At 64.4% G+C, this 22,321-nt stretch carries 16 protein-coding genes; 5 read left to right on the forward strand and 11 right to left on the reverse strand.

Annotated features, from left to right (window positions below):
* Positions 1–18: 18 nt before the first annotated feature.
* The 3 genes from murJ to mutS all read right to left on the reverse strand — a co-directional run bounded on the left by murJ (position 19) and on the right by mutS (position 7,356).
* Complete coding sequence (murJ, locus tag F3H41_RS10915) at positions 19–1,605, reverse strand: murein biosynthesis integral membrane protein MurJ (RefSeq protein WP_149738708.1); 1,587 nt, start codon at positions 1,603–1,605, stop codon at positions 19–21.
* Positions 1,602–4,442 (reverse strand): [protein-PII] uridylyltransferase, encoded by a 2,841-nt coding sequence (locus F3H41_RS10920; protein WP_149738927.1) that lies wholly within the window; start codon positions 4,440–4,442, stop codon positions 1,602–1,604. The genes murJ and F3H41_RS10920 overlap by 4 nt, the downstream gene beginning before the upstream one ends.
* Positions 4,443–4,626: 184 nt before the next feature.
* Positions 4,627–7,356: a DNA mismatch repair protein MutS gene (mutS, locus tag F3H41_RS10925; RefSeq protein WP_244616167.1), complete on the reverse strand. Its 2,730-nt coding sequence runs from the start codon at positions 7,354–7,356 to the stop codon at positions 4,627–4,629.
* A gap of 124 nt (positions 7,357–7,480) precedes the next feature.
* On the opposite strand from mutS, the gene F3H41_RS10930 reads away from it, so the two are divergent.
* On the forward strand, positions 7,481–9,766 hold the full coding sequence (locus tag F3H41_RS10930) for an NADP-dependent malic enzyme (RefSeq protein WP_149738928.1): 2,286 nt from the start codon (positions 7,481–7,483) through the stop codon (positions 9,764–9,766).
* Between the two features lie 344 nt (positions 9,767–10,110).
* Here the strand turns inward: F3H41_RS10930 and F3H41_RS10935 are convergent, their stop codons facing one another.
* From F3H41_RS10935 to sppA, 8 genes are all read right to left on the reverse strand, one after another.
* A complete protein-coding gene (locus F3H41_RS10935) occupies positions 10,111–10,989 on the reverse strand; it encodes a GNAT family N-acetyltransferase (protein ID WP_149738710.1) in 879 nt (292 codons plus the stop codon).
* Positions 10,990–11,104: 115 nt separating this feature from the next.
* The gene (locus F3H41_RS10940; RefSeq protein WP_149738711.1) at positions 11,105–13,435 is read right to left on the reverse strand and encodes an ATP-binding protein; all 2,331 of its coding nucleotides are present in this window, start codon (positions 13,433–13,435) and stop codon (positions 11,105–11,107) included.
* A 55-nt stretch (positions 13,436–13,490) separates the two neighbouring features.
* The gene (lspA, locus tag F3H41_RS10945) at positions 13,491–14,024 is read right to left on the reverse strand and encodes a signal peptidase II (RefSeq protein ID WP_149738712.1); all 534 of its coding nucleotides are present in this window, start codon (positions 14,022–14,024) and stop codon (positions 13,491–13,493) included.
* Between the two features lies 1 nt (position 14,025).
* A complete protein-coding gene (locus tag F3H41_RS10950) occupies positions 14,026–14,898 on the reverse strand; it encodes an RNA methyltransferase (protein WP_149738713.1) in 873 nt (290 codons plus the stop codon).
* Positions 14,895–16,103, reverse strand: a complete 1,209-nt coding sequence (locus F3H41_RS10955; RefSeq protein WP_188129428.1) for a class I SAM-dependent rRNA methyltransferase — start codon at positions 16,101–16,103, stop codon at positions 14,895–14,897. The genes F3H41_RS10950 and F3H41_RS10955 overlap by 4 nt, the downstream gene beginning before the upstream one ends.
* 118 nt (positions 16,104–16,221) lie before the next feature.
* Entirely contained in the window at positions 16,222–16,563 is a 342-nt protein-coding gene (locus tag F3H41_RS10960) for a DUF1049 domain-containing protein (protein ID WP_149738714.1), read from the reverse strand.
* 139 nt (positions 16,564–16,702) lie between these two features.
* Positions 16,703–17,005, reverse strand: a complete 303-nt coding sequence (locus F3H41_RS10965; protein WP_149738715.1) for an integration host factor subunit beta — start codon at positions 17,003–17,005, stop codon at positions 16,703–16,705.
* Between the two features lie 101 nt (positions 17,006–17,106).
* Entirely contained in the window at positions 17,107–18,060 is a 954-nt protein-coding gene (gene sppA, locus F3H41_RS10970) for a signal peptide peptidase SppA (protein WP_149738716.1), read from the reverse strand.
* A 170-nt stretch (positions 18,061–18,230) separates the two neighbouring features.
* Between sppA and lptC the strand changes: the two genes are divergently transcribed.
* The 4 genes from lptC (at position 18,231) to rpoN (ending at position 22,212) form a co-directional block, all read left to right on the forward strand.
* Positions 18,231–18,893 (forward strand): LPS export ABC transporter periplasmic protein LptC, encoded by a 663-nt coding sequence (gene lptC / locus F3H41_RS10975; protein WP_149738717.1) that lies wholly within the window; start codon positions 18,231–18,233, stop codon positions 18,891–18,893.
* 15 nt (positions 18,894–18,908) lie between these two features.
* Positions 18,909–19,463 carry an LptA/OstA family protein gene (locus F3H41_RS10980; RefSeq protein WP_149738718.1) on the forward strand — a complete coding sequence of 185 codons (555 nt, stop codon included), beginning with the start codon at positions 18,909–18,911 and terminating at the stop codon, positions 19,461–19,463.
* A gap of 10 nt (positions 19,464–19,473) precedes the next feature.
* Positions 19,474–20,283: an LPS export ABC transporter ATP-binding protein gene (gene lptB / locus F3H41_RS10985; protein WP_149738719.1), complete on the forward strand. Its 810-nt coding sequence runs from the start codon at positions 19,474–19,476 to the stop codon at positions 20,281–20,283.
* A gap of 369 nt (positions 20,284–20,652) precedes the next feature.
* Positions 20,653–22,212 (forward strand): RNA polymerase factor sigma-54, encoded by a 1,560-nt coding sequence (gene rpoN, locus F3H41_RS10990; protein ID WP_149738720.1) that lies wholly within the window; start codon positions 20,653–20,655, stop codon positions 22,210–22,212.
* The last annotated feature ends 109 nt before the right edge of the window (positions 22,213–22,321 follow it).

Here is a 22,321-nt window from a genome sequence, read left to right on the forward strand (position 1 = left end):
CCGATCACCGCAGACCGTCTACTCCATGCTCTCCGTGCGCTTCGTACCCTTGCGCTTCATATTGCGCCGGAGCATGCCGAGGTCGGCGCCGCCGGTGGCGAAGGCGAGACCGAAATAGACGATCATCGAGAGGGAGATGAGGATGGCCAGCGCTGCAAGCTGGGTCAGCACCCCCTGCCCGGAATCCAGCCAGCTCGACATCTGGCGGGAGGTATATTCCAGCACGCCGGCCATGATGAATGTCGAGACGAGAAGACGCGCGACGCGGCTGACGAGGGCGCCTTCCCAGACCCAGTGGCCGCGGCGGACGAGAACGACGAAGAGCATGATGGCCGTCAGCCAGCCGGAGACGGCTTCGGCCGTGGCGATGCCGCGCTCCTGAAAGAAGGGGAAGAGCGAGACGGCAAGCGCGCAGTTGATCGCGACCGAGATGCCGGAGATGCGCATGGGCGTGCGCGTATCCTCGCGGGCGAAGAAGCCGGGATTGAGCGCCTTGATCATCACGAAAGCCGGAAGCCCGAGGCCGTAGATGGCAAGGATGCCGGCAACGACGGACGTCGTTTCCGGCGAAAAGGCGCCGCGCTCGTACAGCACGCGGACGATCTCGTCGGAGATGACCCAAAGCGCGCCGGCGGCCGGCAGAGTCAGGAACAGCACGAACTCGGCCGAGCGGTTCTGCAGGTTCTGTGCCTCGATCTCGTGGCCGCCCTTGAGCGCCCGTGCCAGCTCCGGCAGGAGCACGACGCCAACGGCGATACCGACGACACCGAGCGGCAGCTGGTAGACTCGGTCGGCATATTGGAGGGCGGCAATGGCGCCGTCCTTGGTGGAGGCGATCATCTGGCCGATGACCTGGTTGATCTGCGTGATGCCGCCGGTGACGGCCGCGGGCAACGCCAGCCACAGCAGTCGCTTGACGTTGGGTGTCATGCGCGGGCGGCTGAGGCCGAAGCGCATGCCGGCGTGGCGCACGCCGACATAGAGCACGGCCATCTGCAAGAGTCCCGCCGCCAGCACACCCCAGGAGAGATACCAGGCCGTGGTCAGCGGATCGGCCCCGGTCCACAGGCCGTAGCCGAGTGCCGCGATCAGCACGAGGTTCAGGAAAATGGGCGCGACTGCGGCAGCAAAATAATGATGCAGCGAGTTCAGCATGCCCGACAACATCGCCGTCAGCGACATGCACATGAGATAGGGGAACATGACCATGGACAATTGCACGGTCACGTCGAACTTCTCGGCATCGCCCACGAAGCCCGGCGCAATGATGGTGGCGACGATCCATGGCATCGCCAGTTCCATGGCGATGGTGATGAGGAGGAGCACCGTGAAGAGGACGCCGAGGACCTCCTCGGAGAAGCGCTTGGCGCCATCGATCCCGTTCGCCTCGATCTCCTTGGCGAAGAGCGGCACGAAGGCGGCGTTGAAAGCGCCCTCGGCGAAGAGGCGCCGGAAGAGATTGGGGAAGCGGAAGGCGGCGTAGAAGGCATCGGCATAGGGACCGGTGCCCAGCGCCGCTGCCATCATCGTTTCGCGGGTGAAGCCAAGGATGCGGCTGCCGAGCGTGGCGCCGCCGACGGTGACGAATTTCTTGACGAGACTCATGACTCGGCCTTCGGACGACGCGGGGAGCGGGGAATGACGGGGGGCGCAATGATGCCGGAGGGCATGCGCTCGCGCGCCTCGTCCGCCTCCTCAGCGATGACGGCACGGATGCGCGCAGAGATGTTCATCTGGCGGTTTTCGCTGGTGATCTTCTCCCCGAGGAGATCGGTGACATAAAAGGTGTCGATGACCTTTTCACCGAAGGTGGTGATATGGGCCGAGGCGATGTCGAGGGAGAGGTCGGACATCATCGAGGTAACCTCGGAGAGCAGGCCCGGCCTGTCCAGGCACTCCATCTCGATCACCGTGAACTTGTTCGACAGGCTGTTGGAGATCGTGACGCTCGGAGTGACGGTAAAGGCCTTGCTGCGACGCTTGCCCTTGGTGCGCGATGCGATCACTTCCGGCAGGCGCTTGGTGCCCGACAGCACCTCCTCGATCAACCGGCCGACACTGGTGGCACGGCGCATCTCGTCGCCATCGATAGCAAATTCCCGGCTGACGAGGATGGTATCGAGCGCGCGCCCGTCCGAGGTCGTGAAAATCTGCGCATCGACAATGTTGGCGCCCGCTGCCGCGCAGGCGCCGGCGATGACGGCCAGAAGGCGCGGATGGTCGGGCGCAAGAACCGTGATTTCGGTGATCCCGTGGAACTGGTGGGTGCGCACCATGGTGGCGAGCGTCCGGCCGGCCCTGTCGGTCTCGCGAATGAAATCGGCGTGACGGATCTGGTCCTCCAGCGGCACCGTCAGCAGATAGGGCTGGTAGTGAAGCTTGGCGTAGATTTCGCGATCGGCGTCGCTCCATTCGGTCAGGGCGCGCTCGAGCATGCCGGCGGCATGCTGTGCCCGCTCCTTGCGCGGCATTTCGGAAAAGCCGCCGGAGATCATGAGCTCGGTCTCGTAATAGAGCGTGCGCAGCAACTGGCCCTTCCAGCCGTTCCACACGCCCGGGCCGACGGCGCGGATGTCGCAGACCGTCAGCACGATCAGCATCTTCAGCCGCTCGAGCGACTGCACCTTTTCGGCAAAATCGATGATCGTCTTCCGGTCGTTGAGATCGCGGGTCTGGGCGACCATGGACATGGTCAGGTGTTCCTGAATGAGCCAGGCGACCGTTTCGGTCTGCTTGGGCGTCAGGCCGAAGCGCGGGCAAAGCTTGCGGGCAACGCGGGCGCCTGCGACCGAGTGATCCTCCGGGCGGCCCTTGGCAATGTCGTGGAGAAGAACGGCAACGTAGAGCGCCTCGCGATCCTCGATATGCTGCATGAGCTTACCGGCCAGCGGATGGGCATCCTCTTCCTTGCCCTGCTCGATCCGGGAGAGCACGCGCACCGTGCGCAGCAGATGCTCGTCCACCGTGTAGTGATGATACATGTTGAACTGCATCATCGAGACGATCTTGCCGAATTCGGGAATGAAGCGGGCGAGGACGCCCGACTCGTTCATGCGGCGCAAGATCAGTTCAGGATCGCGCCGCGACGTCAGGATCGAGAGAAAGAGCCGGTTCGCCTCCTCGTCGTCGCGCAGCTGCGGCGTGATCAGCGACAGCGAGCGCGTCACCTGCTTCAGCGCAGCCGGATGAAATTCGAGGCCGGCGATATCGGCGATGTGAAAGAGGCGCAGGAGATTCACCGGGTCGCGCTTGAAGACGTCCGGGCTCGCAATGGTGATGCGGCCGCCATCATCCAGGAAATCGGTTGTGCCGGCAATCTTGCGGCTTCGGTTTGCAAAGCGGGAGATGACGCCGGAAAGGCCGGGCTGCTGCTTGGCCTGCTGGTCTTCCAGCGCCGCGCAGATGATGCGCGTGAGGTCGCCAACATTCTTGGCGACAAGGAAATAGTGCTTCATGAAGCGCTCGACGGCGCTGAGGCCCGGATGGTCCTGATAGCCAAGGCATTCGGCGATCTCGCGCTGGATGTCGAAGGACAGCCGCTCTTCCGCCTTGCCCGTCAGGAAGTGCATGTGGCAGCGCACGGCCCACAGGAAATCGTCGGATTTTTCGAAGAGCTTCAGTTCCTGCTTCGAGAGCACGCCCAGCTTGACGAGGTCGGCGCTGTCCTTGACGCGGTAGAAATACTTGGCAATCCAGAACAGCGTGTGGATGTCGCGCAGGCCACCCTTGCCTTCCTTGACATTGGGTTCGACCAGATAGCGCGTGTCGCCGGCCTTGCGGTGGCGTTCGTCCCGCTCGGCGAGCTTGGCGGCGATGAAGTCCGGGCCGGTATTCTTGACGATCTCGTTGTCGAAGCGCGTTTCGAGCTCGGCCGCCAGCGTGGCGGAGCCGCAGATGTAGCGGAATTCGAGAATGGCGGTGCGGATCGTCATGTCGCTGCGCGACAGGCGAATGCACTCCTCGACCGTGCGCGTGGCATGACCGACCTTGAAGCCCAGATCCCAGAGAATGTAGAGCATGAACTCGATGGCGGGCTCCGCCCAGGCCTGCTTCTTCTGCGGCAGCAGGAAGAGCAGATCGATGTCGGAACCCGGCGCCAGCGTGCCGCGGCCGTAACCGCCAACGGCCGCCACCGTGATGCGCATGATCTCGGGTGTCTGGCCGGCATCGAAGATTTCCGCGAGCACGAAATCATGCAGGATCGAGATCAACTGATCCTGCAGCCAGGAAATGCGGCGGGCGCATTCGAGGCCACTGCCATCGGCGAAGAGCAGTTCACGCGCCTTGGCCCGGCCAGCGAGATTGGCTTCCTTGAAGGCGGCCAGAAGCGCTCGGCGCATGGGATCGCGCTGTTCGGCATAGGCGGACGCTATGAAGCGGCATTTGGCGCGAAGCGCTGCCGGATCGAAGATTTCGATATGGGCTTGAAGGTCTGTTGCCATCGGGTCGCCGTCGCGCTCCTGTCTGTCGCGTCCTGCGAGCGGCTGCGTCTGCGTTTGCATGCGCTATAATCCCTTTGCCCGGCACTGCACAGAAAAAATTCGCTCGCCGGCCCCGGCGGCGATGTTCGGCTTCCTTATAGAGCGCCGGCCTTGCCAAGTTCTTTCGGCTTCGAAGCCGACCCTTTCAGGACAGCTGCTTCTTCAGCGCATAGAGCGCGTCCAGCGCCTGACGCGGCGTCATGTCGTCGAGTTCGAGCGCTTTCAGGCTCTCCTCGACCTTCGAGGGCCCGGCTTTTGCAGCCTGCTCGCGGCGCACGGCCACCTGGAAGAGCGGGAGATCGTCGATGAGCTGGCTTGCCGGATTCTTGCGGTCGGCATCCTCCAGCCGGGCCAGCACGTCGCGGGCGCGGGTCACCACCGCCGCCGGCAGGCCGGCAAGACGGGCGACCTGGATGCCATAGCTGCGATCGGCAAAGCCTGGACCGACCTCGTGCAGGAAGATCACCTCGCCATCCCACTCCTTGACCTTCAGCGTGGCATTGGACAGCCGCGCCAGTTTTTCGGAGAGCACCGTCAGCTCGTGGAAGTGAGTGGCGAAGAGGCCGCGGCAGCGGTTGACCTCGTGCAGGTGCTCCACCGCCGCCCAAGCAATCGACAGGCCATCGAAGGTCGCCGTGCCGCGGCCGATCTCGTCGAGGATGACCAGCGAGCGGTCCGTCGCCTGGTTGAGGATCGCCGCCGTCTCGACCATCTCGACCATGAAGGTGGAGCGGCCGCGGGCGAGGTCGTCGGAGGCGCCCACGCGGGAAAAGAGCCGGTCGACGACGCCGATATGGGCAGCAGTCGCCGGCACGAAGGAGCCCATCTGCGCCATGATGGCGATCAACGCGTTCTGGCGCAGGAAGGTCGATTTACCGCCCATGTTGGGGCCGGTCAGCAGCCAGAGCGCGCCAAAGTCGCCGCCGTCAGCCGGCGAGAGATCGCAGCCGTTCGCCACGAAGACATCGGATGCCTGCTTGCGCAGCGCCTGCTCGACCACCGGATGGCGGCCGGCCTCGATGCGGAACATGCGGGAGCGGTCGACCACCGGCCGACGGTAATCCTGCTCGTCGGCGAGAATGGCAAGACCGAGCGAAACATCGATAACGGCAAGCGCCGACGCGCCTGCCTTGATCGCCTCCTGCGCCTCCACGACGGCGGCGACCATCTCGTCGAAGAGGCCGAGCTCGAGGGTGAGCGCCTTGTCGGCGGCGTTGGCGATCTTGCTTTCGAGGTCGGCGAGTTCGGTCGTGGTGAAGCGCATGGCGTTTGCCATGGTCTGACGGTGGATGAAGCGCGCCTTGGCGGCATCGGTATCCGTCAGCGGCCCGGCATTGCCGGCGGTCACCTCGATGAAATAGCCGAGCACATTGTTGTGCTTGATCTTCAGCGAGCGGATGCCGGTTTCCTCGGCATAGGAGAGCTGCAATCCGGCAATGACGCGGCGGGACTGGTCGCGCAGGGCTCTCAACTCATCGAGTTCGGGCCGGGCGCCCTCCCGCACGAAACCGCCGTCGCGTTTCAGCAGCGGAAGTTCGTCGGCAAGGATCTCCGTCAGGTGATCGGCGAGCGACTGCGGCAGGCGGCTGAGCGCGGCGCAGGCGGCGGCAAGCTCGGCCGGCAGGTCGATCCGGGCGAGGATGTCGCGGATGCGCACTGCCCCCTCCAGCCCAGCCTTCAGGGCACCCAGATCGCGCGGGCCTCCGCGACCGAGCGCCAGGCGCGAAAGGGCGCGCGGCATGTCCGGCACGCGGCGCAGGCAGTCGCGCGCATCCTGCGCCACCAGCGGTGCGGACAGCAGGGCAGTGACGGAGTCCAGCCGCTCGGCAATGGCAACGGGATCCGTCAGCGGCGACATCAGCCGTTCGGCGAGCAACCGGGCGCCGCCACTCGTGACCGTCCGATCGATGGCTCGCATCAGCGTGCCCGAGCGTTCGCCCGAGAGCGTCCGGGTCAGCTCGAGATTGGCGCGGGTGGCGGGATCGATGAAGAGGGAGGAGGCGACGCTTTCGCGCTCGGGCGTGCCGAGCGGCGGGCGGGCGCCGATCTGCGTCTTTTCGATGTAGGACACGGCGGCGGCGGCGGCGGCGATCTCGGCGCGGGAGAAGCTGCCGAAACCGTCCAGCGTCTTGACGCCGTAGTAGCGCGCGACGCGCGTCTCGGCCGTCGCGCTGTCGAAAAGCACAGCCGGCTGCGGCACGGCCACACGGCCGAGAACGTCCATGACCGGCTTCATCTCGGGATCATAGAAGACGGCGTCGGCGAGGATCAGTTCGCGCGGCTCGATGCGCAGGATGTCGGCGAGCAACCGCCCCTCCCCGCTCTCCGCCACCCGGAAGACCCCGGTGGAGATATCGATCCAGGCCAGAGCGAAGGCCGGCTCCGAGCCGCCGCGGATGCGGGCGAGCGCCATCAGGTAGTTGGATTCCGATGGCGAAAGCAGCTTGTCTTCGGTGATGGTGCCGGGGGTGACGAGGCGCACGACATCGCGCTTGACGACCGACTTCGAGCCGCGCTTCTTGGCTTCAGCCGGATCTTCCACCTGCTCGCAGACCGCGACGCGGAAGCCGAGCGCAATCAGTTTTTGAAGATAGTCGTCCGCCGCGTGCACAGGAACGCCGCACATGGGGATGTCCTGGCCCATGTGCTGGCCGCGCCGGGTGAGCGTGATGCCCAACGCACGCGACGCATCCAGCGCATCCTGGAAGAACAGCTCGTAGAAGTCGCCCATGCGGTAGAAGAGCAGCGAATCCGGGTTGTTGGCCTTGATCTCGATGTACTGTTCCATCATCGGCGTGGCGGAGGCACGGCTTTCCCCGGCCGCGAGTTCGGCTGCCGAAAAGACCTCGTCGCGCGTCAGTCCCAATTCATTCACGAGCTTGAATTCCGTCAAAAAAGTGCGTGCACAGTATTCGCTGCGGGTTATAGAACACAACTGGAAACAGCGGCCGTCCCGAAGCCGCCCACAACGGAGGAGGACCCCCATGCCCGCGCCAACGATCCCCGCAAAGCCCCGCAGCGAGCGCGCCACGACGACGGTGACGGAACAGGAAGCCCTCGACTTCCACAGCCAGGGACGGCCGGGCAAGCTGGAGATCACGCCCACCAAGGCGATGGCGACGCAGCGCGATCTTTCGCTCGCCTATTCACCGGGCGTTGCGGTGCCCGTGAAGGCGATCGCGGCGGACCCTGCAACTGCCTACGACTACACGACGCGCGGAAACATGGTTGCCGTCATCTCCAACGGCACCGCCATTCTCGGCCTCGGCAATCTCGGAGCTCTCGCCTCCAAGCCGGTCATGGAAGGCAAGTCCGTGCTCTTCAAGCGCTTTGCCGACGTCGATTCCATCGATCTTGAGGTCGACACGGAAAATGTCGATGAATTCGTCAACGCGGTGCGCTATCTCGGGCCGTCCTTCGGCGGCATCAACCTTGAAGATATCAAGGCGCCGGACTGTTTTATCATCGAGCAGCGTCTGCGCGAGCTCATGGACATCCCCGTCTTTCACGACGACCAGCACGGCACAGCCATCATCGCGGCGGCCGGCCTCATCAATGCGCTGGCGCTGACCGGCCGCGACTTCAAGACGACGCGGCTCGTGTGCAACGGCGCGGGCGCCGCAGCCATCGCCTGCATCGAGCTCATCAAGGCCATGGGCTTTGCGCCGGAGAACGTGACGCTCTGCGACACCAAGGGCGTCATCTACAAGGGCCGCACCGAGGGCATGAACCAGTGGAAATCGGCCCATGCCGTCGAGACGGAACACCGGACCCTTGCCGAAGCACTGGTCGATGCGGACGTCGTCTTCGGTCTGTCACAGAAGGGCGCCTTTTCCGCCGAGATGATCCAGTCCATGGCGGCGCGGCCGATCATTTTCGCCATGGCCAATCCCGACCCGGAGATCACGCCGGAAGAGGTGGCGGGCATTCGTGACGACGCGATCGTCGCCACCGGCCGTTCGGACTATCCGAACCAGGTCAACAACGTTCTCGGTTTTCCCTACATCTTCCGCGGTGCGCTCGACGTGCGCGCCTCGACGATCAACGATGCGATGAAGATCGCCGCCGCGCAGGCGCTCGCCAGCCTTGCCAAGGAAGACGTGCCGGACGACGTCGCCGCCGCCTACCAGGGAAACCGTCCGCGCTTCGGGCCGCAATATATCATCCCGGTCCCCTTCGATCCGCGCCTCATTTCCTCCATTCCGATCGCGGTCGCGAAAGCGGCCATGGAAACGGGCGTTGCCCGTAAGGCGATACCGGATCTCGACGCCTATGCCCGCCAGCTCTCGGCCCGGCGCGACCCGATCGCGTCGACCACCCAGCGCATCTTCGAGCGCGTGCGCCGGCAGCCGAAGCGCATCGTCTTTGCCGAGGGCGAGGAAGTGCTCGTGATGCGCGCTGCCGTCTCCTACGCCAACCAGCAGCTCGGCACGGCCATCCTCCTGGGGCGCGAGGAGCGGATCCGCGAGGCGGCGGAACGCGAGGGCATCGACCTCAACCGTCCCGGTATCGAGATCGTCAATGCGCGCATCTCGCGCAGGATCGGCGCCTATACGGATTACCTCTATGCCCGCCTGCAGCGCAATGGTTACCTCTTCCGCGATGCGCAGCGCCTGATCAACAACGACCGTAACCACTTTGCCGCCTGCATGGTGGCGCTCGGCGATGTCGACGGCATGGTGACGGGCGTAACGCGCAACTATTCTACGGCGCTCGAGGATGTGCGCCGCTGCCTGGACCCGAAGCCTGGCCACCGCATCATCGGCGTTTCCATCGCGCTGTGCCGCGGCCGCACCGTGCTGGTGGCCGATACGGCCGTGCACGACATGCCCTCCTCAGAGGAACTGGCCGATATCGCCGAGGAGGCAGCCGGCCTTGCCAAGCGCCTCGGCTACGTGCCGCGCGTCGCCATGCTCGCCTACTCCACCTTCGGGCATCCCTCGGGCGAACGTTCCGAGCGGGTACGCGAGGCGGTGCATATCCTCGACAAGCGCCGCGTGGATTTCGAGTATGACGGGGAAATGGCCGCCGACGTCGCGCTGAACGGCAAGCTGATGGAGCAATATCCCTTCTGCCGGCTCTCCGGCACGGCCAACGTGCTGGTCATGCCGGCCTTCCACTCCGCCTCCATCGCCACGAAGATGCTGCAGGAGCTGGGTGGCTCGACCGTGATCGGCCCGCTGCTCGTCGGCCTCGACAAGTCGGTGCAGATCGTCTCCATGGCCGCCAAGGACAGCGATATCGTCACCATGGCCGCCATTGCGGCCTACAATGCCGGTGCGTAGGCCCGCACGGACGCGCGCAACAAGGCCATTTCAGCCTTCGGCGATGTCAGGTCGCCGGAGGGGTGCACGTGGCCCTATCGACAACGACCTGCGCCATGTCGAACGCTCACGCTCATCCGAGCTGGAAAACAAAAAACCCGCCTCCGGAAAGAGGCGGGTGTTTTGGGTTCTGAAAACAATACTGAAACGGCAGCTTTATCCGGTGAATTTTCGTCCGTGGGAGGACCGGACACCACTAATAGTCGATGCAATAAACATTCTTGATGAAAAAGTAACCTGAAAGTGATTATGCCTTTTTTTGACGCAGAGTCAAGCGGGAATGCTGCGATGCGGCATCTAAGTTTTTATGCGAACCGTCCTGCATCGGCACCATAATAATTCAAATAGCGGCCAGCGATGCTGCTGATGGGCAGAACCACAAGGACATCCGTGGTGTTGAAGGCGGCATCAACCACAGCGCCGTCACCGATCATCGCACCCAGCCGCAAATAGCCCTTGATAAGCGGCGGCAGGGCAGACAAAGCCGTGCGCGGATTGATAGCCTCGGCGGGCATCAAGTCCATCAGGCGATAAAGCTCGGGGCGCGCGCTCACCACCCATTCGTCGCGGACGCGTGCATTGTGATGCAGGAAGGACAGGGCCAGCGCGTGTTCTTCCGGCACGATGCCCGGGAAGGAGCCGCAGCCGAACATGGCATCGATGCCATGGCGCAGTGCATAGGCCCAGTTGCCCTGCCACAGAAGCTCCACGGTGCGGCGGGTCCGGTAGGCCGGCAGCACGCAGGAGCGACCAAGCTCCATGAAGCGCTTGTCGCCGTGGCGCGCGAGCAGCTGGTCGATCTCGAACTCGGAGCGGGAGTAGAAGCCGCCCTTGGCTGCCGCCACTTCCTGCCGCAGCAGACGATAGGTGCCGACGACGCGGTCTTCCATGTCGCCGTCAATACCGTTGTCGATGACGAGAAGATGGTCGCAGATCGCGTCGAAAGCATCGGTCTCCTGGCGGCGCAGATGGCACTCGGGCGCCACCTCGGCCTTCATTTCCTCGACGAACACCCGGTAGCGAACCGACAGGCATGCCTCGATTTCCTCGCGGCTGCGGGCAAGGCGCGTTTCCAGATTTCCGATCCGCCCGAGAACGTCGTCAGCGGTGCGCGCAAAGTCGGTCCGCGCCAACACCGTCGTGACGGCTGGTTTCTGCCCATGCTCGAGGAGTTCGATCGTCATCCCGCCATTCCACGTCGCTTGTGAATGGACGCCATAAACCACCATTCTGCGACATGAAAGTGACAAGACGCGCGGAACCGGCTTACCCATTGAAAAGGCGACGACAAACCGTGCATCAAGCAGACAGGAGACGCTTGATTTCGGCGAGAAGTGCGGCTGGGGCGGCCGGCTTTGCCAGAATCGCGTCGGCTCCAGCCGCCGCAAGGGCAAGGCGGGTGCCGGCGCTCGTATCCGCCGACAGGACGAGGATCGGCAGGGCCGCAGCGTCCGCATCCGGCTGGGCGCGGATCGTCTCGATGAGCCGAACCGCATCGCCGCCGGGCATGTTGACGTCAGTGATCAGCAGGGAGGGTTGCAGGCGCGCGGGCGCAGCAGCGTCATAAAGGGCGGCGGTGACGGCCGGGAAGCTGCCGACAACGCGCACGGCAAAGCCTGCCTTTTCCACGACAGAGCGGACCAGCATGGCATTGACCGGATCATCCTCGGCCAGCAGGATGCTGCGCTCGCCGGCGGCCCGCGGCGACGGAACGGCCACCTCAGGCGCCACCGCGGGGTTGGCGGCATCGCGCAGGACGGGCCGATTGTCATTGATGGCATCGCGCGTTTCGATGCCCTTCATCCGGCCCCGGAGGACATCGACCAGCGTGCGTTCGCGCAAGGGACGGATCAACCACGCCTGATAGCCGTCGACCTGGTTGATGGGATGGGCGAGCCGCTCCTCCGGATTGAGCAGATAGGTCTTGCGAAGCTGCGGCGCGGCAAGCTCTGGATGAAGGCTGAGAAGCCGCGTGAACTGTGGGGCATGGCGATGGTCGACGATCACATCCGTGAGTGCGGATCCGGTCGCCATGATCGCGGCGACCGCGGCCTCGGCCTCGGCCAGCGTGGCGGCAAGAACCACCGTGCCGCCGAGCGCCGTGATGGTGCCTTCGAGCGCCCGCGCCACGGGGCCGGAGGGGGCAAGAACCAGCGCAAGCGTGGAGGCCAAGCTGCCGGTGCGGGGATCGTCAACGGGCTCGCGGGCAGGCGTTAGCGGGAAGCGGATGGTGAAGCAGCTTCCGCAGCCGGGCCGGCTGTCGGCGGTGAGCGCGCCGCCGAAGGCGGTCATGATGCGTCGTGAAATCGAAAGCCCGAGTCCCGTGCCGTCAGCCTTCTGGTCGGGCGCGCCGGCCTGCTCGAATTCGTCGAAGATACGGGCAAGCTCGGCCTCCGTCATGCCTGCGCCGCTGTCCTCGACACGAATGACGACGTTGCCGGCCTCAAGGACGGTCGAGACGAAGACGCCACCGGCGGAGGTGAATTTCACGGCATTTCCAATCACATTGAAGAGCACCTGGCGCAGGCGCGGAGCATCGAAGGAGAGTTTTGCAGGAATGTCGACCGCAACGGTGGAGGCGATCTCAATGCCCTTGTCATGGGCGCGGCTCGACATCAACTCGACGACGCTTTCCAGGAGTTCGCGAAGACCATGATCGCCGGGCCTCAGTTCGAAGCGGCCGGCCTCCATGCTGGAAAAATCGAGGAGATCCTCGACAAGCTGCACCAGCGCGTGGCCCGATTGCTGCATGCCGGCGAGATAGTTGGCCTGTTCGCGCGTCAGGCGGGTCTGCGACAGAAGATTGCTCATGCCCAGAATGCCGGAGAGCGGCGTGCGAATGTCGTGGCTGACGGTGGCGAGCAATTGCGATTTGGCGCGATTGGCCTCCTCGGCGCTCAGCCGCGCCGCTTCATTGACCCGCATCACACGCTCCTCGCGGGTCATGTCCCGGCCGATGGAATGCATGGTCAGCTGGCCGGTCTCGGCATCGCGCAGGAGAATGTTGTGCCAGTCATAAACGCGCATGCCGTCAGGGCCGGGTGCGCAGACGCGGTAATGCTCGTGGCCCTCGGCCGGCTCGAACAGAAGCCCGAGTTCGTCGCAGGTCCTGCCGATCGGGTCCTTGTCGTCGCCCAGCCGGCGCACCACCGCATTGGCGGCAAGAATGCGGCCCAGGTGATCCCGGATCATGGCGATATCACCGAACTGGTCGTGGACGCCGAAGAGAAGTTCGCGGGTTTCCAGCCGCTCCCAGCGGCGGTCGCCCTGCCGTTCGGCAAGGTCCTTGCGGCCGGAGGCGGCCGGCTTGCGGCGGCGCAGCAGGGCAATCGCACCGACGATACCGGCCGCCGCCACGCCGGCTGCCAGCGCGCCGAGGCCCTGTTCCAGACCGGTGCCGAGAATGAATGCGGAAGACAGGAGACCGGCACCCGCGATCGCCACGTTGCCGGCCGGGGCGTGCTCGTGGGCGAGGCCGGTAGCGCAGATGGCGGCGGCATCGCCGGCACCATACAGGGAGGGCGGCCCGAAGGCCGTTTTGCCGCGTCGCTCCCGGAGCCGGCGCCGTTCTGGCCGGGCGGCGGCAAAAGCCAAGCGAACGCGATCGTGAAGTCGGGACGGGTTTGTCATGGTGCGACCCTATCACACCAGACGTTCCGAATGGCTTCCGGCAAAGGTTCGGATTTTAGTGTTTTGGGCTCTCGTGTTTCGGGTTTCGACGCGGCAGGATTTCGTCGAGGATGATCGCGCCCGCGCCGAGCGTGATGTAGCTGTCGGCGAGGTTGAAAACGGCGAACGACCAGGTCGCGGTGTGGAACAGCACGTAATCAACGACATAGCCAAAGATCAGCTTGTCGATGAGATTGCCGATCGCGCCTGCGATGATCATGGCGTAGCCGAGATGGGCAAGGCCGCGATGCTTCGGCGTCTTCTTCCACAGCCACAGCACGAAGGCGACCACGGCAAGGCGAAGGGCGATGATGAATTCGGTTTCCATGCCAGACAGCATGGAAAAGGCAACGCCGTAATTGTGGGTGAGATAGAGCGCCAGGAACGGCAGCAGCGACACCGCCTGCTCGAAGGGCAGCATGTCGCTCAGCGCGACCTTGATCACCTGATCCAGCGCCACCGCCACGAAAATGAAGAGCGCGATCGGCAGCGGGCGGGAAAAGAGCGCGGGGCGCGGGGCGTCCGTTTCGACAGTCGTGTCTTCCAGCATATCAGCGGGCATCCAGGGTCAGGAGATGGCGGCGGGCCTCGAAGAGCATGATGCCGGTGGCGATCCCAAGGTTCAGCGAATCGGCCCGTCCGGCCTGAGGGATGCGGGCGAGCGCATCGGCCTCCCGTGCCAGTTCGTCGGGAAGGCCGGATTGTTCGTTGCCCATCAGGAGCACGACGGGCGCGCCTTTATACTCGATGGTGCGGTAGTCGACGGCGCCGGCAAGGTGGGTGGCGACGACCTTTGCCTTGGCCTGCTTCTTCCAGGCGATGAACTCTTCGGGCGTCGCGCGACTGACGGGCATGGCGAAGACCGAGCCCATCGTGGCGCGAACCGTTTCCATGGCAAAGGGGTCGGTCGTGTCGCCGACGAGGATGACGCCGGAAGCGCCGGCCGCATCGGAAGTGCGGATCACCGTGCCGAGATTGCCGGGATCGCGCACCCGGTCGAGCGCCACATAGGTCTCGTCCCTGGCGGGGCGAATATCCGACAAGCGACGGTATTGCTGATCGAAGATGCCGACGACCATCTGCGGATTGTCGCGCCGGGTGATGGCGGACAGGACCTTTTCGCTGACTTCGAGCACGAGCCCGCCGCGCGACACGGTCTTCAGCGCCGCCTGCTCCACCGCCGGCTTGCCCTTGACGTTCTTGGCATAGACCAGCGTGCGGATGGTCCAGCCGAGGTCCAGAGCGTCGATCACGAGCTTCAGCCCTTCGGCCATGAAGGTGCCGGTCTCGTCGCGGTGCTTCTTGAGTGAAAGCGCCTTGATGTCCTTGATGATCGGATTGGCGAGGCTGGTGACGTCCTTCACCTGCCCGACCTTCCCAGTGCCCACCTTGGAAGGTCCGTCGTTGCGTCTGTCTTGCGTCATGCGGGCACCCAGCGGCTGAAGAGCGAGGTGGAGAGCGCCCGGCCCGGCGTTGCCGCATCCAGACCCGCCTCGCGGATGATGAGTTCGCCGGATTCGACCACGCCGCCGCGTCCGCGCATCACTTCGCGCAGAAGCTCGTGGATCGAATAGAAGCTGGCACGGATGGAATAGGCCGTCAGCACGAGGCCGCGCGCATCGTCCGAGAGAATGGCGCGGCAGGTGTCGAGCATGGCCGGCAGGTGATCGAAGAGGTGCCAGACCTCGCCGTTCGGGCCACGGCCGAATTTCGGCGGGTCGGTGAGGATGATGTCGTAGCGGCTGCCGCGGCGCTCCTCGCGCTGCACGAATTTCATGGCGTCCTCGCAGATCCAGCGGATCGGCAGGTCGGTGAGGCGGCCGATCGTCTGGTTCTCGCGCGCCCAGCCGATCGCCTTTTTCGAGGCATCGACATGGGTGACCTCGCAGCCGGCCCGCGCCGCGATCAGCGAGGCGACGCCGGTATAACCGAAAAGGTTCAGTACCTTCAGCGGACGCCGTGCCTTCTCGGCCTCGCCGGCCAGCCAGCGCCAGTGGGCGAGCTGCTCGGGAAAGACGCCGACATGGCGGAAGGCGGTGAAGCGGCCGAGAAAATCGGTGTCCAGAAGACGCATCGGCCAGGTCTCGCCAAGCGGCAGGCCGGGAAAGCGCCAGCGGCCCATGCCCTCCTCGTCCGTATCACCGGTGAAGATGGCATCGGCCTTCTCCCAGACGGAGGCAGGCAACGCGCGCGGCCAGAGCGCCTGCGCCTCGGGGCGCACGATGCGGTAGGGGCCGTATTGCTCCAGCTTCTCACCATCACCGCTGTCGATCAGGTGATAATCGCCGCCGGCGACGGTCTCGAGGATGAGGGGCACGCGCTCGCCCGGCTTCTCGCCGGTTCGGGCCACCATGACATAGCGAGGCGCAGCCTCCATCGCGGCCGCCGGCTCGCGGGCCGGCATGCGCTCGCGCTTCGGCTGGCCGGAGGGAGCGGCTGACAGCGCCTGCTCGGGGCCGCGCTTGCGGTCGGCGGCCATGCGCTCCGCCGCCTGCGGGCGTTCGGTCCGCGACGAAGCCTTTGCGCTGGCGGCGCCGGACGGGCGCTTGTCGACCCCTTTCGTGCCGGGCTTGCCGGAGGGCTTGCCCCTGGCCGGAGCTCCGGCGGGGCGCTTCTGCCTATCCTTCACGTGGATGTTCCCGTGCGATCAACTGACTGTTTCTGGTCTGGTCGCTGCCCATAGAGCATTTTTCACACAATGGGAAACACCCGCCGCGCGTTTGCGCATCCAGAGCCGGAAAATAGGCTCAAGTCTTGACCGGCACGACGGCCTGCGATGCGGCAGTTTCGGCGCGCTGGCGCTGGCGCTCGGCCTCGCTCTGCCACTTCACAGCATCCGTTGCGCCGGCACGGGCGCGCTTGCGGTGCTTGCCCTGACTGACCCAGGTGGCCATCGAGCCGATGATCATGCCGAGGATGAGGGCGGCAAACAGGAAGACGAAGAAGGGCGCCGTGGCCGAAAGCACGGGATCGGTCGGCTCGAAGGGGTTCAGCGCCAGCGTCACCGCCTGCCGGTTGGCGACGGAGAGCACGATCAGCACGATGGCGATCGGCACGAGCACGATGATGTTGACGGTTTTCCTGATCATGTCTCTTCTCAAGCCTCCGGGCCGGTCCGGTCAGCGTTGCCGGGTCACTTCGGCATAAACAGGGCGATGGCGCCGGAAGACAAGGGGGGCTTATTGGCACGGTGTCGCACCGGACCCTTCTTCGGCCCGGCCGCCAGCCTCAATCATCATCCTTGTCGGCCATGCCCGGGTTCAAGCGCTCGCGCAGTTCCTTACCGGTCTTGAAGAAGGGCACCCACTTTTCCTCGACGAACACGCTGTCGCCGGTGCGCGGATTGCGGCCGGAGCGGGACGGACGGTTCTTGACGGAAAAGGCGCCGAAGCCGCGCAGTTCGACCCGGTTGCCGGCGGACAGCGCATCGGTGATCTCGTCGAGGACGGCATTGACGATGTTTTCGACGTCGCGGTGATAGAGATGCGGATTGCGTGCCGCAACGATCTGTACCAGTTCCGACTTGATCACTGTCGCCCCTCGCCCGTTTCCAAAGGTTCTATCGATAGGGAAGCTTGACCCACCACGCGGCGAGACACCCTTTCGGGCAGCTGCCAGCCTTCCGCTTCCTCTTAACGTGGCTCAACCTGCCAAACGGAAACCATACCGTCAAGGAACAACTTGTCGGTCATGTGCTTTTCTATCCCCTGAAAAGATTGAAAAAACTGGCTCCCGAAGTGGTCGGCCAGCGCATCGGCCAGGGAACCAAGACCGAAAGGCAGACCGGTTGATGGCGCACGCCACTCAATCACCGGCAGATCCTCGTCGATCTCTCGCGTTTCCAGATAGGCCTTGATCTCGGGATCGCCGCCGAGTTCATCCACAAGGCCCGCGGCCTTGGCCTGGCGGCCGGTCAGAATTCGGCCGTCGGCCAGTTGGCGGGCGGCGGCCGGGTCCATGCCGCGACGCTCGGCGACGCGGTCGACGAACCAGCCGAAACTGTCGTTGATCATCGCCTGAATCATGGCCTGCGCTTCCGGCGTGGCGGGGTGGAAGGGCGAGGGTTCGGCCTTTAGCGGCGCGGATTTGATCTCTTCCAGGGAGACGCCGAGCTTGTCGAGTAGCGGCTTGATCTGCGGATACTGGAAGATGACGCCGATCGAACCGGTGATCGAGGTCTCGCCGGCCACGATATGATCGGCGCCGATGGCGATCATATAGCCGGCGGAGGCCGCCAGCGTGCGGATATCGGCAACGACCGGCTTCTTGGCCGAGATGCGGCGCAGCGCCTTGTAGATCGCCTCGCCGCCATAGGTGGTGCCGCCGGGCGAGGAGATGGAGACGATGAGCGCCTTGACGGCATCGGTCTTCTCGATCGTGTCAAGCCGCTCCAGCAGGTCGCGATCATCCTGGATGAGGCCCGAGATCGTGACACGGGCGACATGCGGCACCGCCTGTCGGCTGCCACTGCCGGCGAAATAGATGGCACCAGCGATCGCGGCGAGCGCGATGCCGATGGCGGCAAAGCGCCAGAAGGCCAGCCTGGAGCGCAGGCGGCGGCGGTCGAGAAGCGCGAGGTCTTCCATCTCAATTCCTTCTGGTTTGCGCAAAACCGGCGGGCGGCGCAAAGGGTTGGCAAACAATTAAGCGCTTCCATTGTAGCCTGCCAGAAAAATCGCCATATTCGCTGCGTTAAACGCCACCTACCAACGCGCCCCGCAAGCGGGCCCCCGCGAGGAAGTCGAAAGCCCGCTTCATGCTCGACGCAGTTTCCCCCCCTGGCAGCGCCCGGCTTGACGCTGGCGAGGCAGCCTACCGCAAGGCGCGCCAGCATTCGTCGCGCGTGCGGCGGCTGCGCATCCTGCTGCCGGTCATTGCCGGAGTGATCGCTGCGGCCTTCATCGGCGTCTCCGTGGTCAGGACCTTCCTGCCGGAAGAGCTGGAGCTTCAGTCCGCAACAATCGAGAACGGCAAGATCGTCATGCAGAACCCGGCGATCGCGGGACGCAACAAGGACGGCATTTCCTATTCCATGAAGGCGGTCCGGGCGCTGCAGGACATCGCCAACCCCGACATGATCACGCTGGAAACGATCCGCGCGCAGATGCCGATGAAGGACAGCATGATCGCCACCGTGGAGGCCCAGAGCGGCATTTACGATCGCGGCAAGAACACGCTGGAGATGGACAAGCCCTTCTCCATTTCCATCAACAACGGCACCAATGCCGACTTCCAGTCCGCCTTTCTCGACATCACCGCCGGCGAGATGAACAGCGACAAACCAATCGCCATCAGCATGAAGGGCGGTTCCATTGTTGCGCAGCGGCTGAGAATGACGGATAAGGGTCGAAATGTGACCTTCGAGGGCAATGTCCGGGTGAACGTCGATCCGGCAGCCATCCGCAAGATTGACAACTAGGAACCCGTCGTCGCCATGCTTGCCCTTTCGTACGCGCCCGCCCGCCTTTTCGCCCTTTGCACCCTGCTCGCCCTTGCTGCCGCGCCCGTCGCTGCGCAGACCACCAGCAGCAACATGAAGGGCCTCAAACTCTCCAACGACCAGCCGATCCAGATCGAGAGCGACAAGCTCGAGATCAAGGATTCCGAAAGCAAGGCGATCTTCACCGGCAATGTGAAGGTCGTGCAGGGCACCACCACCCTGCAGGGCGGCACGATGACCGTGTTTTACAAGTCCGGCGGCGGCTCCATCTCCAGCGGCGATGCCGACATCGACCGCATCGAGGTCAATGACAAGGTGTTCTTGTCCTCCGGCACGCAGCAGGCGACTGCCGACAAGGGCAATTTCGACATGACCCGCCAGACCTTCGTACTGGAAGGCAAGAGGGTGGTTCTATCGGAAGGCAAGAACGTGTTCGTCGGCTGCCGGCTGAACGTGCAGATGGACAGCGGCGAGGCGCAGCTTGAAAGCTGTGGCGGTCGTGTCCAGATTCAGCTCGACCCGCAATCCCGCAAGCCGCAGCAGAACTGATCCGACACCCGTGCAGATCCCTTTTTTCAAGAGCAGCGCCAAGGGCGCGGGCCCCGAGGCGCAGGACGCTGCCACGCGCGCCGACAAGGCGCGCTACGAGGGCACGCTGATCGCGCGCGGGCTGACCAAGGCCTATCGGTCCCGCCGCGTGGTGAATGGCGTCTCGCTCGTCGTCCGGCGCGGCGAGGCCGTCGGCCTGCTCGGGCCGAACGGGGCAGGCAAGACCACCTGCTTCTACATGATCACCGGCCTTGTGCCCGTCGACGAAGGCTCGATCGAAATCAACGGCAATGTTGTGACCACCATGCCGATGTATCGTCGCGCCCGGCTCGGCGTCGGCTATCTGCCGCAGGAAGCATCGATCTTCCGTGGCCTTTCGGTGGAAGACAATATCCGGGCGGTGCTTGAGGTTCACGACAAGAACCGCGACCGGCGCGAGGCGAAGCTTGACGAACTGCTCGGTGAATTCTCCATCGGGCACCTGCGCAAGGCGGCGGCAATCTCGCTGTCGGGCGGCGAGCGGCGGCGCCTTGAAATCGCCCGGGCGCTTGCGACCGACCCAACCTTCATGCTGCTCGACGAGCCCTTTGCGGGTGTCGACCCCATCTCGGTCGCCGACATCCAGGCATTGGTGCGCCATCTCACACAGCGCGGCATCGGCGTTCTCATCACGGACCACAATGTGCGCGAGACGCTCGGCCTGATCGACCGGGCCTACATCATCCATGCCGGCGAAGTGCTGACCCATGGACGGGCCAATGACATCGTCAATAATGCCGATGTACGCCGCCTCTATCTCGGCGACAATTTCAGCCTCTGAGGCCAGCCCATCGCGCCCCTTGTCGCAGGCCTGCGTCAAAGGGCGCACCCGTGCGTCCCTCATTTGCGCATTTTTCTTGACCGGGGGCGCAGAGTACGCAATTTTTGGGCCAGACGAGCCCGTAGGCGCGCGAACGTCGGCCATCATCCACGTTGTGGCGCGCCCGGCGCGTGGGTGAGCGCTTCGGCGGCACAGTGCCTATGCAATCGGCACGGGACTGGCCCTTAGCGGCCAAAAACCATCCCCTTTCAAGGCGGCTCTTGACCAAGAGAGCATAATAAGCAATTTTCAGGCCAGTTCGGGACGTGGCGCGGAAAAGAACGTGAACAAACGCGCATCCACCCGAAATCAGGGGAGTTTCGCGTCCGTATGGCACTCTCGGCCAGCCTATATCTGCGTCAAAGCCAATCGCTGGTAATGACCCCGCAACTGATGCAGTCGATCCAGCTGCTGCAGATGACGCATGTCGAGCTCAACCAGTTCATCGAGCAGGAGGTGGAGAAGAACCCGCTGCTCGAACTCGTGGCCAATGACGACCAGCCGGGCGGTGCTCGCGGCGAGGCGGGCGACGCCGGTGAGGCGCAGCGCGAGCGCGAGGCGGGCGATCTGCCGGCGCATGGCAGCACCACCGACCTCTACGACAGCACGCTCGCCACCGATGGCCGGCGCATGACGGAGCAGCTCGACACCGACTTCGAGAACGTCTTTCCCGATGACCGCGATGCCAGCCGGCCGGATGCGCCGGAATTGCTGGGGCAGTGGAAGTCGATGCCCGGCGGGGATGGCGAAGGCAGCGACGCCTACGACCTCGACGATTTCGTTGCCGAGCGTGCGACGCTGCGCAGCGTCATCGAACGGCAGATTCCGCTCGCCGTTCCCGGTCCGGCCGACCGGCTGATTGCAGGACATCTTCTCGACCATCTCGACGAGACCGGCTATCTGCAATGCGATCTCAAGGAGCTTTGCGAAAGACTGGGCGCCGCCGCAGCCGATATCGACCGGGTATTGTCCGTTCTGCAGCAGTTCGATCCGCCGGGGGTTTTTGCCCGCTCGCTGTCGGAATGCCTCGCCATCCAGTTGAAGGCCCGCGACCGGCTCGATCCGGCGATGCTCGCGCTCCTTGCTCATCTGGACCTCCTCGCGCGGCGCGATTTTTCGAGCCTGCGCAAGATCTGCGGCGTCGATGACGAGGATCTCATCGACATGCTGGCGGAGATCCGAAGCCTCGATCCGAAGCCGGGCACGAGTTTCGAGACGGATGTCAGCGAAGCCATCACGCCCGATATCGTGTTGCGGCAGACCTCGGATGGCTGGGGCATCGAGCTCAATCCGGATGCCCTGCCCCGCGTCCTCGTCAACCATGACTATTATGTCTCGGTCTCGCGCACCGCGCAGAAGAATTCGGCCGACCACGTCTTTCTCAGCGAATGCCTGCAGACGGCCAACTGGCTGACACGCAGCCTCGACCAGCGCGCCAAGACGATCCTCAAGGTCGCCAGCGAAATTGTGCGCCAGCAGGACGCCTTCTTCCGGCTGGGCGTCCATCACCTGCGGCCGCTGAACCTGAAGACGGTGGCGGACGCCATCAAGATGCACGAATCGACCGTCAGCCGCGTGACCGCCAACAAATACATGATGACGCCGCGCGGCCTGTTCGAGCTCAAGTATTTCTTCACCGTCTCGATCGGCTCGGCCGAGGGCGGCGATGCCCATTCCGCAGAGGCCGTCCGCCACCGGATCCGCACCCTGATCGGCCAGGAAACGGCGGAAACGGTGCTGTCCGATGACGATATTGTGGACATGCTAAAAGCGGGCGGCATCGATATCGCCCGCCGGACGGTCGCAAAGTACCGGGAGGCGATGAATATCGCGTCATCCGTGCAGCGGCGGCGCGAAAAACGAGCGCTGGCGAAGCGAACCACCGCCTGACGTGCGCCTCCTGACCACATTTTTGCCGCGGATGATCACGCTTGGACTCCCCAAGACGCGATTTGACTCCGGCGCCCCGAAGCGTTAATGCCCCGCCACACATGCGCCA

The sequence above is a fragment of the Rhizobium sp. RU20A genome (genome assembly GCF_900155885.1).
Classification (GTDB): domain Bacteria; phylum Pseudomonadota; class Alphaproteobacteria; order Rhizobiales; family Rhizobiaceae; genus RU20A.

Excerpts from the sequence above, each read along its gene's own strand:
- F3H41_RS10950 (WP_149738713.1), bottom strand. The coding sequence starts at position 14,898 with ATGACGCAAGACAGACGCAACGACGGACCTTCCAAGGTGGGCACTGGG.
- F3H41_RS10920 (WP_149738927.1), bottom strand. The coding sequence starts at position 4,442 with ATGGCAACAGACCTTCAAGCCCATATCGAAATCTTCGATCCGGCAGCG.
- F3H41_RS10940 (WP_149738711.1), bottom strand. The coding sequence starts at position 13,435 with ATGACAAACCCGTCCCGACTTCACGATCGCGTTCGCTTGGCTTTTGCC.
- lspA (WP_149738712.1), bottom strand. The coding sequence starts at position 14,024 with ATGCTGGAAGACACGACTGTCGAAACGGACGCCCCGCGCCCCGCGCTC.
- F3H41_RS10980 (WP_149738718.1), top strand. The coding sequence starts at position 18,909 with ATGCTTGCCCTTTCGTACGCGCCCGCCCGCCTTTTCGCCCTTTGCACC.
- lptC (WP_149738717.1), top strand. The coding sequence starts at position 18,231 with ATGCTCGACGCAGTTTCCCCCCCTGGCAGCGCCCGGCTTGACGCTGGC.
- F3H41_RS10935 (WP_149738710.1), bottom strand. The coding sequence starts at position 10,989 with ATGACGATCGAACTCCTCGAGCATGGGCAGAAACCAGCCGTCACGACG.
- F3H41_RS10960 (WP_149738714.1), bottom strand. The coding sequence starts at position 16,563 with ATGATCAGGAAAACCGTCAACATCATCGTGCTCGTGCCGATCGCCATC.
- rpoN (WP_149738720.1), top strand. The coding sequence starts at position 20,653 with ATGGCACTCTCGGCCAGCCTATATCTGCGTCAAAGCCAATCGCTGGTA.
- sppA (WP_149738716.1), bottom strand. The coding sequence starts at position 18,060 with ATGGAAGACCTCGCGCTTCTCGACCGCCGCCGCCTGCGCTCCAGGCTG.
- murJ (WP_149738708.1), bottom strand. The coding sequence starts at position 1,605 with ATGAGTCTCGTCAAGAAATTCGTCACCGTCGGCGGCGCCACGCTCGGC.